This window comes from Yersinia sp. Marseille-Q3913, assembly GCF_963892745.1.
GTDB classification, from domain to species: Bacteria; Pseudomonadota; Gammaproteobacteria; order Enterobacterales; family Enterobacteriaceae; genus Yersinia; species Yersinia bercovieri.
In genome coordinates, this window is record NZ_CAWQAF010000002.1 from 1 (window position 1) to 13,813 (window position 13,813).

Genomic DNA, 13,813 nt, shown 5'->3' on the forward strand with positions numbered 1-13,813 from the left:
ACTCAGGCCCAGATAACCGCCTGACAAACCGTCCAACTTTATGGGGTCAGTTCAAAAAGCTGACTGGCTTATTATTTTTGCAGATTAACTTATCACTCGGTTGGCGCTTTCTCTGCTTTACCGGCCAGCAAGCTCAGGAAATCATAGCGTTTTTTCAGGTCTTTTTCGGCAGCGGCATACAGTTGCGCGGCAACCTCTGGCTCTTGGGTATTGAGTCGGCGGAAGCGTTGCTCCTTAAGCAGTGTGGTAGTCAGGTCGCTGCTCGGTGGGCGAGAGTCCAGCGCCAGGGCGGCTTTACCCTCTGCTGTGCGGCGCGGATCGAAACGATATAGCGGCCAGAAACCGGTCGCCGTTAATTGTTTCATCTGATCATGGCTGTAGGCCAGATCGTAGCCGTGCTCCTCACAAGGACTGTAAGCGATAATCAGTGATGGGCCGGGGTAGGCCTCCGCTTCCTGAATGGCTTTCACCGTTTGATTGAGCTGCGCGCCGAGGGAAATCTGCGCCACATAAACATGGCCGTACATCATCATGCTGACGCCTAAGTCTTTGCGCGCCTTGCGTTTTCCATGCTCACCAAATTTAGTGACGGCACCCAGTGGCGTGGCTTTGGATTGCTGACCGCCGGTGTTGGAGTAGCATTGGGTGTCCAGCACCAGCACATTGACGTTTTCTGTCAGACTCAGCACGTGGTCAAGGCCGCCAAAACCGATGTCATAGGCCCAGCCGTCGCCGCCAATGAGCCAGACAGATTTATCCACCAGATAATCGGCATCGGTGGCTAATTGCTGCGCATCATTGCCGGGAATATCAGCTAACAACTGGCGCAGTTGCATCACCTGCTGGCGGCGAACTTCAGGGGCGGCCTCCTCATTGAGCAATTGATTGACCAGTTCCGGCGGCAGTTGGGGAGCCAGCTCATTGATCAAGCGAGTGACACGTTGGCGATGTTGATCAACCGTCAGGCGGAAGCCCAAACCAAATTCGGCGTTATCTTCAAACAGCGAGTTAGCCCATGCCGGGCCACGGCCATCAGCATTGGTGGTATAGGGAGTCGTCGGCAAGTTGCCGCCATAAATGGAGGAGCAACCGGTGGCATTGGCAATCAACAGGCGGTCGCCATATAACTGCGTCAGCAACTTAATGTAGGGGGTTTCACCGCAACCGGAACATGCGCCGGAGTACTCAAATAGCGGCGAAATTAGCTGTGAGGTGCGGATATCAATGCGCTCCATTTGCGTTTTATCGATTTCCGGCAACTGGAGGAAGAAATCATAGTGGGCTCTCTCTGCCACCAGATGCTCCAGCCGTGGTTTCATGTTGATGGCTCTGATTTCAGGGTTTTGGCGATCTTTCGCCGGGCAGACTTCGTAGCACAGGTTGCACCCGGTGCAATCTTCTGGCGCGACTTGCAGCACATATTTCTGCCCGCGCATATCGCGCGCTTTGACATCCAATGATTGCAAGCTCTCTGGTGCACCGGCCATTGCATCAGGGTGTACCACTTTGGCGCGAATTGCCGAGTGCGGGCAGGCGGCAACACAATGGTTACATTGGGTACAGAGGTCGGGCTGCCAGATAGGAATATTTTCCGCGATATTGCGTTTTTCCCATGCAGTGGTGCCCAGCGGCCAGGTGCCATCGGGCGGGAAGGCGGAGACGGGTAGTGCATCGCCCAGACCTGCTAGCATGGTAGCGGTGACGGTTTTGACAAAATCGGGGGCCAGATCGGAGACGATCGGCGGGCGCATTGGGCTGTGTTCATCAATAGGTTGCAGCGGAATTTCCACCAATGCTTCCAGCGTGGCATCCAGCGCCTGCCAGTTGCGGGTGACAATTTCTGGCCCCTTATTGCTGTAACTGCGGTCAATGGCGGTGCGTAACTGCTCTTGCGCCATCGCGGTGGGCAAGATTTGTGTCAGATGGAAGAACGCCATCTGCATCACGGTATTGATACGCGCGCCCAGCTTGCATTCACGGGCGATTTTTGCGGCATTAATCACAAACAGACGCGCATTGCGCTGATGCAGTACCGCCTGAACTTCCTGCGGCAGTCGCGACCACATTTCGTCGGCGCTAAAAGGCGTATTAATCAGGAAAATACCGCCGGGCTTTAGTCGTTCAGCCATTTGGTAGATGTCGATAAACTGCAATTGGTGGCAGCCGACAAAATCGGCGTGACTGACCAAATAAGCTGAGTTGATCGGCGTTTCGCTGACGCGCAAGTGTGAGACCGTCAGGCCGCCCGCCTTTTTCGAGTCGTAAACAAAATAGCCCTGCGCATAAAGTGAGGTGCTGTTGCCGATAATTTTGATACTGTTTTTGGTCGCCGAGACAGAACCATCACTGCCGAGACCATAAAACAGGGCTTCCAGTGTGGCCCGCTGCTCGATTGTCTCATCAGTCAGTGGCAGTGACAGGCCGGTCACGTCATCAAAAATCCCTACCGTGAAGCGCGGACGAGGCAAATCCAGACTCAGCTCTTTGAAAATGGCGAGCACGCAATCGGGGCCAAACTCTTTGGAGGATAAACCATAGCGGCCGCCAATCACCTTCGGCAAGGTGGCGCGTTCGCCACGGCTATAAGCCTCCGCCAACGTCGTCATGACATCAAGATAGAGCGGCTCCGCTAAGGCTCCCGGCTCTTTGGTGCGATCCAGCACTGCAATTTTTGTCGCCGATGGCGGCAACACACTCAGCAAATGTTCAGCGGAGAAGGGGCGGAATAAGCGCACTTTCAACACGCCAACTCGCTCGCCACGGGTCAGCAAACTATCAATCACCTCTTCGCAGGTGCCGATAGCGGACCCCATCAGAATAATCACACGATTAGCTTGCGGGTGACCATAATATTCAAATGGCTTATATTCGCGACTGGTTGCCTCAGCAAACGCCTGCATGGCATCGGCAACATGCTGATAAGTTTGGTTATACCAAGGGTTGGTGGCCTCACGGGATTGGAAATAGGTATCAGGGTTGGCGGATGTGCCGCGCACCACCGGATGATCCGGCGAAAGCGCGCGGCTGCGGTGAGCATCAATCCCTTTTTGCGGCAATAGCTGACGCAGTGTGTCATCACTGAGAGGGACAATTTTATTGATTTCGTGTGAGGTACGAAAACCATCAAAGAAATGAATAAAAGGAATGCGGCTATTAAGTGTCGCCACTTGAGAAATCAGCGCGAAATCTTGCGCTTCCTGCACGCTGCTGGCACACAGCAGGGCACAAGCAGTCTGGCGCACCGCCATGACATCGGAATGGTCACCAAAGATAGACAGCGCGTGGGTTGCAATGGTGCGGGCGGCCACATGGAGCACAAAGGGGGTCAGCTCGCCAGCTAACTTGTACAACGTTGGGATCATCAACAGCAATCCCTGCGAGGAGGTAAAGGAGGTCGACAGCGCGCCGGTTTGCAGTGCGCCATGCACGGTGGCAATGGCCCCGCCTTCCGACTGCATCTCCACCACGCGGGGCACATCACCCCAGATATTCACTTTGCCGTCACCCGACCAGGCATCAGCTTGTTCAGCCATGGTGGAACTTGGCGTAATAGGGTAGATAGCAATCACTTCACTGGCACGATAGGCCACAGAAGCGACGGCACTGTTACCGTCAGTTGTAATCATTAATTTGTACCTTCACATTGCTTATTATGCAGAGAACAGGTGTCATGCATAGAAAATGGGTATTGGGCGTATCTGACCGTTAACTGATTATTTGAACTAATAGCAAAATTCTAGCAGAGCGCATTTTTGCCAGTTATCGCATTTGTGTGGCGGTCAGTTGGCAAGGAATAAGTTGAGTCGGCTGGATGGCGATATTGCGGTGATTCAGATATTAATTATTACAATTAGAAAAACTATTTACCATTGCACGAAATATTGCTCGTCGCTGTGACCTGCGATTATGGCTCAGGGGTATTTGTGAAATAATTGTGAAGCAGAGAGGGATTTAATGACCATTTACATCCGGGCGGGCATAATGTCAGCTCAATAGTAAAATGAGAGAGTAGCCATGAACGGTTTCATGTATTTATTGATGGCAATTGTTGCCGAAGTAGTGGCAACCACAATGTTGAAAGCCTCTGATGGTTTTACCCGCCTGGTGCCCTCGGTGGTGGTGGTGATTGGCTATGGTATTGCTTTTTGGGGGCTTTCGCAGGTGGTAAAAACCATGCCATTGGGCATTGCTTATGCTATATGGTCAGGATTGGGGATTGTTTTGGTATCAGTGGCCGCCACTTTTATGTATCAGCAAAAACTGGATTGGGCGGCGATTGCGGGTATGACACTGATTATTGCTGGCGTGCTGGTGATTAATTTATTATCCAAAACACCGATGCATTAATAAGACAGAATGGGGACGGGGAGCACGTATCCACTTTATACTCTCTGCGCTATCGCGGGTTTAGCGGTAACGCAGAGATCGATAAGTTTGATTATTGATTAATAGCCAAAAATAATCCAATTACCTGATATCTAATTGATGAACGCCCTCGATCGCTAATAATTTTTCATAAATCTCGTGCAGGTTCTTTTTCGGTGACAGCATCACTTCCATGGTGAGTTCACAGTCAGTTTCCCCTTTTTCATGTTTTTGAGTGACTGACAGATTAATGGGTTGTAGCTGTAGTTTTTGCAGAGCCACCAAAATACGCGGGACACTCTCCGACAGCAGCTTAATAGAGACATAGTGGTGCTGCCCGATCAGGTGCTGACTTAATTGGCGGAAGATCTCCAGCACCACCAGTGTCACTAGCGTGCCATAAATCCCAATTTCATAAAGTCCGCTACCAATCACCAGACCGATAGCGGCAGTAACCCACATTCCGGCGGCGGTAGTTAGCCCTTTTACCATCTGCTTTTGAATCATGATGGTCCCGGCACCAAGGAACCCCATGCCGCTGACGACTTGTGCTGCTACACGGCTGGGGTCAAAGCTGACGTGTTCCAGTGTCAATAGATCCTCAAAACCATATTTTGACACGATCATAAACATGGCACTGCCAATACCCACCAGAATATGGGTGCGTAACCCGGCCTCTTTAGCACGCAACTGACGTTCAAAACCAATTAACCCACCTAGCGCACCCGCTAAGGTAATTCGTAGTAATAAATCAGTAATCATCGTTATTCCCTTTTATTTTTTATCAACTCTAGGTCGCTGATTCTCTATCTGATTAATATCAATTTAATGACTTCCCCAACATTTAAGCGGCAAAATACCCTGATAATTAGGCTATTCGCTTTACGCTAAGCTAAATCAAATGATGGTGTTTATGCTTATTTATGTTGTGTTTTAATGATAACAGATATTATATAAGCCAATTATAGCGCTATATATTTCTTATGCCGGAGCAAAAGAATGAAATTATTATCTTGGTTTGTCGGTGGCGCCGTGTTTTTTTTAGCCGCTTGCAGCAGCAATGATCCAACCGATACCGCATCAAACAACAATGCTTATGAGCCAGTGCAGCAAGCCACCAGTGCCCACACTCATGTCAGCATGGCTAATCCCGCGTCACTCAATTGCGCCAATGCCGGGGGAGTATTAACCCTGGCTAAGCAACTAAATGGCAGTAGTGTCGGGATGTGTCAGTTACCCGATGGTAAGCGGTGCGAGGAGTGGGCGTTGATGCGTGGTGCTTGCCAAAGTCGCTAACGGATGCCAGCTCATCGGGATGCCATTATTAGGCCCCTCCATGGGCCGCACCGCTGTATTTAATCAGGCGGTAATGATATCAGACGGTAATGATATTCGGGCAAGGTTCACCCTTTTTCAACTGAGCAATATTCTGCATGGTGGTGGCAGAAATACTGGTCAGCGCTTCTTCGGTTAAAAATGCCTGATGGCCGGTAAATAACACGTTATGACATGAAGAGAGGCGGCGGAAAACGTCATCCTGAATCACGTCATTGGATTTGTCTTCAAAGAACAGATCGCGTTCATTCTCATACACATCCATACCGAGTGCGCCGATTTTTTGCTGTTTCAGCGCTTCAATGGCGGCCACCGAATCGATCAAACCACCACGGCTGGTATTGATGATCATCACACCATCTTTCATTTGGTCAAATGATTGCTTATTCAGCAAATGGTGATTCTCTGGGGTCATCGGGCAGTGTAGCGAGATAACATCAGATTCGGCATATAAGGTTTTGAGATCCACATATTCCGCACCCAACTCCAGCGCTTGCGCACTTGGGTAGGGATCGAAGGCCAGCAGACGCATACCAAACCCTTTCAGGATACGCATGGTGGCGACACCAATTTTACCGGTGCCGATAATCCCCGCCGTGCGATTGTGCATATTGAAGCCAATCAAACCCTCCAACGAGAAGTTGGCATCACGGGTACGCTGATAGGCGCGGTGAATGCGGCGGTTGAGGCTCAACATCATGCCGACGGTATGTTCAGCAACCGCTTCCGGTGAGTAGGCCGGAACACGTACCACCTGAATGCCCAGCTCCTTCGCCGCTTCCAGATCGACGTTATTGAAGCCCGCGCAGCGCAGTGCCAGAATCTCGACCCCGACACTCTTCAGCTCTTCCAGGGTAGCGCGACAAGCATCATCGTTGACGAAGAGACAGACCGCGTCACAGCCCGCCGCCATTTTTGCGGTTTTCGGCGATAACAGAAAATCGAAAAACTCTAATTCAAAGCCAAAATCTTTGTTGACCAATTCGAGGTATTTGCGGTCATACTGTTTAGTACTGTAAACGGCTAATTTCATCGTGATTTCTCCGCCAAAATATTGTGATCAATCTAACAGATTTGAATAAATCATACAATTTGCCGCAACAATAAGCTAAGGAGAGCAGTTGTCACTTTCTAATGCCAAAAAAGTAAGGTTTTTATTCCAGTTTTCAATGGCAGCAGTGATATTCGAGTTACAAGGGTATCACGCTATATTGTGGTATCTTGCAGCAGCTTAGATTATCGAGATTGCAGTTTAGATTAGTGAGATTAAAGCACACCGTGAGTCAGCGCGGTGATAAAACAGGGCAAGTCATGACTAAATGCGCAAAAATAGTGGGTTGGTTGTTATTGATCAGCGCAATTTCTCTGATGGCGTTATGGAAAACCCTGCCGCAGTGGTTACCGAAAATCGCCCAATATTGGTTGCCGGAAGGTAGCCAACTCACCTTAGCTAGCCCGCCGGTGTGGCAAGATGGTGCATTGCATCTTCCGCAACTGCGCTATCGGGTACAAGATTGCACACTCGCCAATATCGATACCCTGAGCCTGGGTTACCATCAAGGCCGCTGGCAAGTGGCGGCCGGTCATGTGGCGCTGGATACCGCCTGCCTGAGTCAATTACCGAGCACTGGCGAGCGCGCACCGCAAGATTTGGCCTACTGGCAGCAGCAGCTATCGGTGCTGGATCTCGATATCGCCAACTTACAGATTACGCCGTGGCAGCAATATGCCGGTAAGTTGACCCTCACCTCGTCCAGCCAAGATAGCGCTCTCCCACAGCAGAAGTTTAGTCAAGAGTTGCGCTATCAGGGCCAACAATTGAGCTTTGCCGCGACACTGGATGAAAATCAGCAGCTTAGCCTGCATCAATTCTCGATGGCGGTGCCCGGCACTCCGCAGCCGTTTGAACTTAGCGGCAAGATTAAAATTCCGCTGTCGGTGGATGATTGGCCTGAGCAGGGGGCGCTTGACGGCGTATTGACCACCGGCTATCTCGCCAAACCACTGTTACTGAACCTGAGCTGGCAACAGCAGCAAGGGGTGCTGACCCTCACTGAGCGCGGTGACGACGCCCCGCTGGCGCGGTTACCGTGGCGTGTATCAGCTAATCAAATTCAAATTGCTAATGGACAGTGGCAGTGGCCCTATGCCCAGCAGCCGCTGAGTGGTGGTATTAATCTGACGCTACATGACTGGGATCAGGGGTTGGATCAAACCTCGGTGGATGCGCGCATCCATGTGATCACCTCCGGCCAAAGTGGTAAGGGCAATGCAGTACTGACCCTTGGGCCAGGCAATCTCAGCCTGACCAACAGCGACTTAACCTTCCAGCTCAGCGGGCAAGCTAATCTGGAGACCATGGTGCTGAATGCCACCATCCCCGGTATCCTCAGCGGCTCGGTGCTCAATCCAACCTGGGTATTGCACCCCGGCGCTTTGCTGCGTGCCCACGGTAATGTCACACCAGAATTGCGGATAAGGGATGCCCGTTGGCCTCTGGCGGGGGTAAAAGTGACCTCCGCGGGTGTCTCGGGTCGTCTACAGGCCATTGTCGATGCGCAAGATAGCTACTGGGGCCATTTTAATTTGCATTTGGATGGTCAGGCGCAGGATTTTTGGCCAGATAAAGGTCAGTGGCAGTGGCGCTATTGGGGCAATGGTCTACTACCGCCGCTGGCGGCGCGGTGGGATGTCAGCGGCAAAGGGAGCTGGCAGGGCACATTGATCACCGTGGATAAGCTCTCGACCGGTTTTGACCGTTTGCAGTATGGATTGGTGAAAGTTGAAGCCCCACGGCTGACATTGGTCAAACCTCTGAACTGGCAGCGGGATCATCATCATCCCGCCTTTATTGCCGGTTTTGAGTTGGGAGCGAAAAAAGTCGCATTTAGTGATGGCGGTGGTTATTTGCCGCCGGCGGTATTGTCGCTGCAACTCAATGGTCGTGACCCAGAGAGCTTCCTGTGGCAGGGGAAACTACAGGCGCAGGCAATTGGCCCAATCCCGCTAAGTGGCCGTTGGGATGGCAAGCGCTTACGTGGTGAAGGCTGGTGGCCGAAACAGTCGTTAACGGTATTCCAGCCGCTGATATCACAAGAGCTAGGCATCAAACTGCGTGATGGGGAGTTCTATGCTCAAGCGGCTTTCTCGGCGGCCCGTGAACAAGGTTTCACCGCCGGTGGTCACTGGGTGGTGAAACGTGGCGGGATGTGGTTAAAAGATGGCGAGCTGAGTGGGTTGGATTTTGTAATGTCTTACCGCCTGCAAGATCACCGCTGGCAATTAGGGGCCAAAGAGCCAGTGATGCTGCGCATTGCTTCACTCACCAATTTGTTTGATATGCGCAATATTACCGCCGATTTACAGGGCAGTTACCCCTATTCAGAGGAGGCCCCATTGACGCTGAGCAATGTGGGCATGGATATTCTAAAGGGGCACATGAGTTTGTCTGCTTTGCGCTTGCCGCAACATGATGCCGCAGTGCTGAAATTAACCGCCATTGATCTCAGCGAACTCTTTACCGTACTACAGCCGAAACAGTTTGCGATGTCAGGTAAAGTGAATGGTGAGCTGCCACTTTATCTCAATAATCCTCAATGGCTGGTGCGCAATGGCTGGATGGCGAATGACGGCATGGTGACATTGCGTTTGGATCAGGATCTGGCTAACCAAATCGGTGACAGCAATATTGCCGCCGGTGCGGCAATTGACTGGCTACGCTATATGGAGATTTATCAATCGTATGCCAAAGTGGATCTTGATAATCTGGGGCAATTAACGTTAAGTTCGAAAATTCATGGTGTGAATACGCAGAAAAACTCCAAACGCGCGGTCATCTTGAACTATCAACATCAGGAAAATGTCTTCCAACTCTGGCGCAGCTTGCGTTTTGGTGACATTTTACAAGAGTGGTTACAACAAACGCTTTCAATACAACCAACAGCCACACCGGCGAGGACGAAGGAATGAAGATCTTGACAGGGGAACGTATGGCGATGGCTCTGGGTATTTTGCTACTCAGTGGCTGTGTGCGCCTCGAGGTAGCGACTCCGGAAAAACCTATCACTATCAATATGAACGTCAAGATTGAGCATGAAATCCAGATCAGAGTCGATAAAGATGTGGAAAACCTGCTTAAAAATCAATCCAACTTATTCTAAGGAGCCATGATGAACAAACAAACTTCAGGCTGGATTGGTGGCACCGGCGGGCTGATTCGGCTGATTTTGAGTGGCATGATATTGAGTGGCACTCTGCTGTTTAGCTCAATGGCGTTTGCGCTGACTTTAGAGCAGGCCAAGCAGCAGGGGCGGGTGGGCGAAACCCTCAGCGGATACCTGGCTCCAGTGAAAAAAGATCCTGAAACACTGGCGCTGGTGGAGCAGATCAATATCGCGCGCACTGAAAAATATGAAGAAGTGGCGCAGAAGAACCACATCTCAACCGAAGATGTAGCCAAGCTGGCGGGGCAGAAACTGGTTAACCGCGCTGCTGCGGGGGAGTATGTGCGCGGCATTAATGGTCAATGGATGAAACGCTGAATATCGCCATGTCGGCATCAAGGTATTTCAGTCAAACGCCCGCTTTTAACCTGGGCGTTTGACTTTAGCACTAGCTAATAGTTATTTATTATTTTTATTCTTGTTTTTATAACGTGATGGCCATATTACCGCAGCATCTATCCCGAGAAAGTCCGCTATAATCTTTTCGCCTTTTGGCCATTGACGATTAAGTGCATTACTCAGTGTGGATGCGCTTAATCCTGCGCGCCGTGATAACTCTGAAAGAGTCGACCCCTTATTTCTTATCGCCGAGGTGATCTCGGTCGGATTCCAGTCCTTCTTCATAATACAGTTACTCCCTTTTTAAAATAGCAATCAGATTAATAATAATTGAAATTACAATAAGTCACTCTCATGGTTAAATTGGATTTTTGACTGCCTTGGTATTCTAAAGTTATATTGATCTTAAATTAAAGAGTAGCATTATAATATACTTGTTTGAATTGGTATTGTTGTGTGTTATATGGCGACGTGTTAATGTCTAATATATGTTCAGATAGATTTCTTTAGGGTGATAATATTAAGTGAGGGTAATTATGGATGCAAAAAACAATACAGTTGAAAAGAGTAGTTCAAATTTAAGGCGAGTATTTTCACATGTATTTGATTGGGATAAAATGGATGTTAATTACTCGAAAGTAGATCTTAGTGATAAATGTATATTCGCGATGCCAAGTAGTTATGAATGGCATCTAATCTATTTTGATAATGATTTGGATTTGTTAATTAGTGAGCGCGTTGTACCTGGGATTCAATATTGGCATGATTACTCTTCTAAATACTCTGATGTGTTTTTAAAAAACAATAAGATAGGTTTGAAAGTAGATATTTGTACACAGTATAAAAATGTATTCGAACTTCTTTCTATAAATTCTAAGATAAATCTATCACATGCCGATATGATGACTATATTCAAATGGAAACCAATTATTGCCTATTATGCACATCGCATATGGAATCAAGAGCAGGATATTATATTGCCGTTACGGGAGGATATACCTGTTCCTGAGAGTATTCTTGAAAATTATAATAGCAATCCTGATGAATCATTGGACAGATATCCATATATGCGATTTGGTAATATTTTTTTTACACGCAAAGAAATTATCACCATTCGATTGCTACTTTCTAATCGAAAAGCAAAAGAAATATCTGCAATTCAGCGGTGCTCAGTCACAACTGAAAATGCGCGCATTCAGCGAATTAAAGAAAAATTAAGTTGTAAGCACGATTCATTAATAGAGTTAATTAAGACGCTAAAGGAACATGATATTACCTTGTCTTGTTTGGATAGACTTACTGTTTATCCTTGATTTTATATGGGTTTTTATTTTTTAGATGATGAGTAAAGGTCGTTTCCTAATAAGGGATCTAATAATTCCAGGAGGTGGTCATGGATGGAAAGAATAATACCATTGAAAAAAACAGTATAAATCTAAGAAGAGTTTTCTCACATAATTTTGACTGGGATAATATGGACATAACTTATGGTGAGGTAGATCTAATTAATAAGCGCATGTTAACAATACCAAGTAATTATGAGTGGTATTTGATATATTTTGATAATGATTTAGATTTACTCACTAGTGAACGCATCGTACCTGGTATTCAATATTGGCATGATTACTCATCTAAGTTTATGGATGTATTGCTAAAAAACAACAAAAGAGAAACCAAAATTGATATTTGTACGCAATATGACAATGTATTTGAACTTTTATCCATTAATTCCAAGAGTAAACTATCTTTTAATGATGTAATGACTCTCTATAAATGGAAACCAATTATTGCTGATTATGCTCATCGCGTATGGCATCAAGATCGCGATATTATATTACCGTTACGGGAGGAGATACCTACTTATAAAGAGCTTACCAATAAAAAACATGATTCAACTAACGATCTACTGGATGTTCACCCTTATATGCGATTTGGTAATGTCCGTTTTACACGTAAAGAGATGATTACCATTAGACTGTTATTGGCTCATCGTAAAGTCAAAGAGATAGCTGCCATTCAGGGATGCTTAATCACCACTGAACATGCACGTATTCAGCGAATAAAAAAGAAGTTAAATTGTGAACATCATTCATTGGGCGGCTTATTTAATGCACTTAAGGAGCATGGTATTACTATGTCCTGCCTGGAAACACTTATTACTTACCCTTAGAAAAGTAATTGTTAATCGTCGCTATGATTATAAATCAATGAAATAAAAGGAAAGCGTGGCCCTGTAAAAAGATGTTCTAAGAGCAAAGTGCATATAATATAAAGGAGGTTAAATGAAATGGAAATTTAGACTGGGTGCTGTCGCCGGGAATGCACTTGAATATTATGATATTGCGGTATTTGCTGCCATATCTGTATATTTAACTGCAGAGTTAGAACGTCAGGGGTATCAGCAAGCGACGCAGATGGTGTGGGGGATATTTGCTTTGCGGTTTATTGTCCGGCCAGTCGGCGGTTATATTATTGGCCGTTATGCGGATAGAGCAGGGCGAAAATCTGCCCTGATCCTCACCAGTTTTGTCAGCGGTAGCGCCACACTGTGTATGGCACTATTGCCTATCAGCCTTCTGGGATCTTATACACCATTGGCTATTTTAGTGCTGCAAATGGCGCTCTCTTTCAGTTATGCCGGCGAGTGGCCAACACTCACCACTTACCTATTTAATGATGCCAAAAATAGTGAACGCGCCAGAATATCTGCACTGATTACGAGTAGTGCAATCATGGGGGTTATTGCCTCATTACTGCTGGTATTAGTGCTGGAACTAGCCCTTGATCCTGTGACAATGCAAACAGTAGGCTGGCGAATTCCCCTATTGTTGGGGGTAGTCAATATCACGGTTAGTTTCTGGTTTCGGGCCAGATTACCGATTCAACCACCCGCCTCTGGGCATTATCGCCGGGTTAACTGGCGCAAATCCTTGCAAATATTACTGATTAACGTTCCTGGTTCCGTGGTGTTTTATGCTCAAAATATGTCAAGTTCCCTTATTCGTGATAATTTGCAACTGGGCGATTTTAAAAGTCTGTATGCCATTCTATCCTCAACACTAATACTTTTTTTTATGCTGATCTGTGGTTGGTTAACCGATAAATATAGCTCATCAGCTAAAGTACTTAATGCTGGGGTGATAGGGTTAATTCTGTTTTCGGTGCCGCTATATTATGTGATAGGAAGTAATGTAATTGAGTTAATCCTGCTTGCTCAGCTTATTATTATAATAAATACTGCCATGATATCAAGCACGATGCCGTCGGTATTAGCAGACGTTGCCGAGGGGCAAACAACCACGCTCAGCATGGGTTACAATATCTCATCGACGCTGGCGGGAGGATTAACACCTCTCATTATCAGCTATTTGGTCTCTTATGATCTGGTCTATGCAGGCGCTTATATTGCGTTATCCGGTTTCTCAGTATTACTCTCATATTGGTTATTTAAGCCTGATCTCTATCAGAGAAAAACCGAACACGCAGATGAATAATAAAACTTATCCTGCTCCCGGCAACGGAGGCAGGATAAACCTGCGAGGGGGGTTCCG

General features: G+C 47.5%; 12 protein-coding genes. 8 read left to right on the forward strand and 4 right to left on the reverse strand.

Annotation, left to right across the window (positions count from 1 at the left end; genetic code table 11):
* Positions 1–92: 92 nt before the first annotated feature.
* Positions 93–3,626, reverse strand: coding sequence for a pyruvate:ferredoxin (flavodoxin) oxidoreductase (gene nifJ / locus AACW11_RS00700; protein ID WP_212585535.1), 3,534 nt, complete (start codon positions 3,624–3,626; stop codon positions 93–95).
* 388 nt (positions 3,627–4,014) lie between these two features.
* Here nifJ and AACW11_RS00705 point away from each other — a divergent pair, with 388 nt between their 5' ends.
* Complete coding sequence (locus AACW11_RS00705) at positions 4,015–4,347, forward strand: DMT family transporter (protein WP_212585536.1); 333 nt, start codon at positions 4,015–4,017, stop codon at positions 4,345–4,347.
* A 120-nt stretch (positions 4,348–4,467) separates the two neighbouring features.
* Here the strand turns inward: AACW11_RS00705 and AACW11_RS00710 are convergent, their stop codons facing one another.
* Positions 4,468–5,127, reverse strand: coding sequence for an MgtC/SapB family protein (locus AACW11_RS00710; RefSeq protein WP_212585537.1), 660 nt, complete (start codon positions 5,125–5,127; stop codon positions 4,468–4,470).
* A gap of 237 nt (positions 5,128–5,364) precedes the next feature.
* On the opposite strand from AACW11_RS00710, the gene AACW11_RS00715 reads away from it, so the two are divergent.
* Positions 5,365–5,661: a putative hemolysin gene (locus tag AACW11_RS00715; RefSeq protein WP_212585538.1), complete on the forward strand. Its 297-nt coding sequence runs from the start codon at positions 5,365–5,367 to the stop codon at positions 5,659–5,661.
* A gap of 79 nt (positions 5,662–5,740) precedes the next feature.
* Here the strand turns inward: AACW11_RS00715 and AACW11_RS00720 are convergent, their stop codons facing one another.
* Positions 5,741–6,733 carry a 2-hydroxyacid dehydrogenase gene (locus AACW11_RS00720; protein ID WP_005270500.1) on the reverse strand — a complete coding sequence of 331 codons (993 nt, stop codon included), beginning with the start codon at positions 6,731–6,733 and terminating at the stop codon, positions 5,741–5,743.
* 278 nt (positions 6,734–7,011) lie between these two features.
* Between AACW11_RS00720 and AACW11_RS00725 the strand changes: the two genes are divergently transcribed.
* From AACW11_RS00725 to AACW11_RS00735, 3 genes are read left to right on the forward strand one after another with little or no spacing between them, the layout of a single operon-like run.
* Complete coding sequence (locus AACW11_RS00725) at positions 7,012–9,669, forward strand: YdbH family protein (protein ID WP_212585539.1); 2,658 nt, start codon at positions 7,012–7,014, stop codon at positions 9,667–9,669.
* The gene (locus tag AACW11_RS00730; RefSeq protein ID WP_032896245.1) at positions 9,666–9,860 is read left to right on the forward strand and encodes a YnbE family lipoprotein; all 195 of its coding nucleotides are present in this window, start codon (positions 9,666–9,668) and stop codon (positions 9,858–9,860) included. Before AACW11_RS00725 ends, AACW11_RS00730 begins: the two co-directional genes overlap by 4 nt.
* Before the next feature lie 9 nt (positions 9,861–9,869).
* A complete protein-coding gene (locus AACW11_RS00735; RefSeq protein WP_212585540.1) occupies positions 9,870–10,241 on the forward strand; it encodes a YdbL family protein in 372 nt (123 codons plus the stop codon).
* A gap of 81 nt (positions 10,242–10,322) precedes the next feature.
* On the opposite strand, the gene AACW11_RS00740 is transcribed toward AACW11_RS00735, so the two are convergent.
* A complete protein-coding gene (locus AACW11_RS00740; protein ID WP_212585541.1) occupies positions 10,323–10,547 on the reverse strand; it encodes a helix-turn-helix domain-containing protein in 225 nt (74 codons plus the stop codon).
* Between the two features lie 251 nt (positions 10,548–10,798).
* Between AACW11_RS00740 and AACW11_RS00745 the strand changes: the two genes are divergently transcribed.
* The 3 genes from AACW11_RS00745 to AACW11_RS00755 all read left to right on the forward strand — a co-directional run bounded on the left by AACW11_RS00745 (position 10,799) and on the right by AACW11_RS00755 (position 13,756).
* On the forward strand, positions 10,799–11,575 hold the full coding sequence (locus AACW11_RS00745; RefSeq protein WP_212585542.1) for a helix-turn-helix transcriptional regulator: 777 nt from the start codon (positions 10,799–10,801) through the stop codon (positions 11,573–11,575).
* 80 nt (positions 11,576–11,655) lie between these two features.
* Positions 11,656–12,432 (forward strand): helix-turn-helix transcriptional regulator, encoded by a 777-nt coding sequence (locus AACW11_RS00750; protein WP_212585543.1) that lies wholly within the window; start codon positions 11,656–11,658, stop codon positions 12,430–12,432.
* Between the two features lie 112 nt (positions 12,433–12,544).
* The gene (locus AACW11_RS00755; RefSeq protein WP_212585544.1) at positions 12,545–13,756 is read left to right on the forward strand and encodes an MFS transporter; all 1,212 of its coding nucleotides are present in this window, start codon (positions 12,545–12,547) and stop codon (positions 13,754–13,756) included.
* Positions 13,757–13,813: the final 57 nt, after the last annotated feature.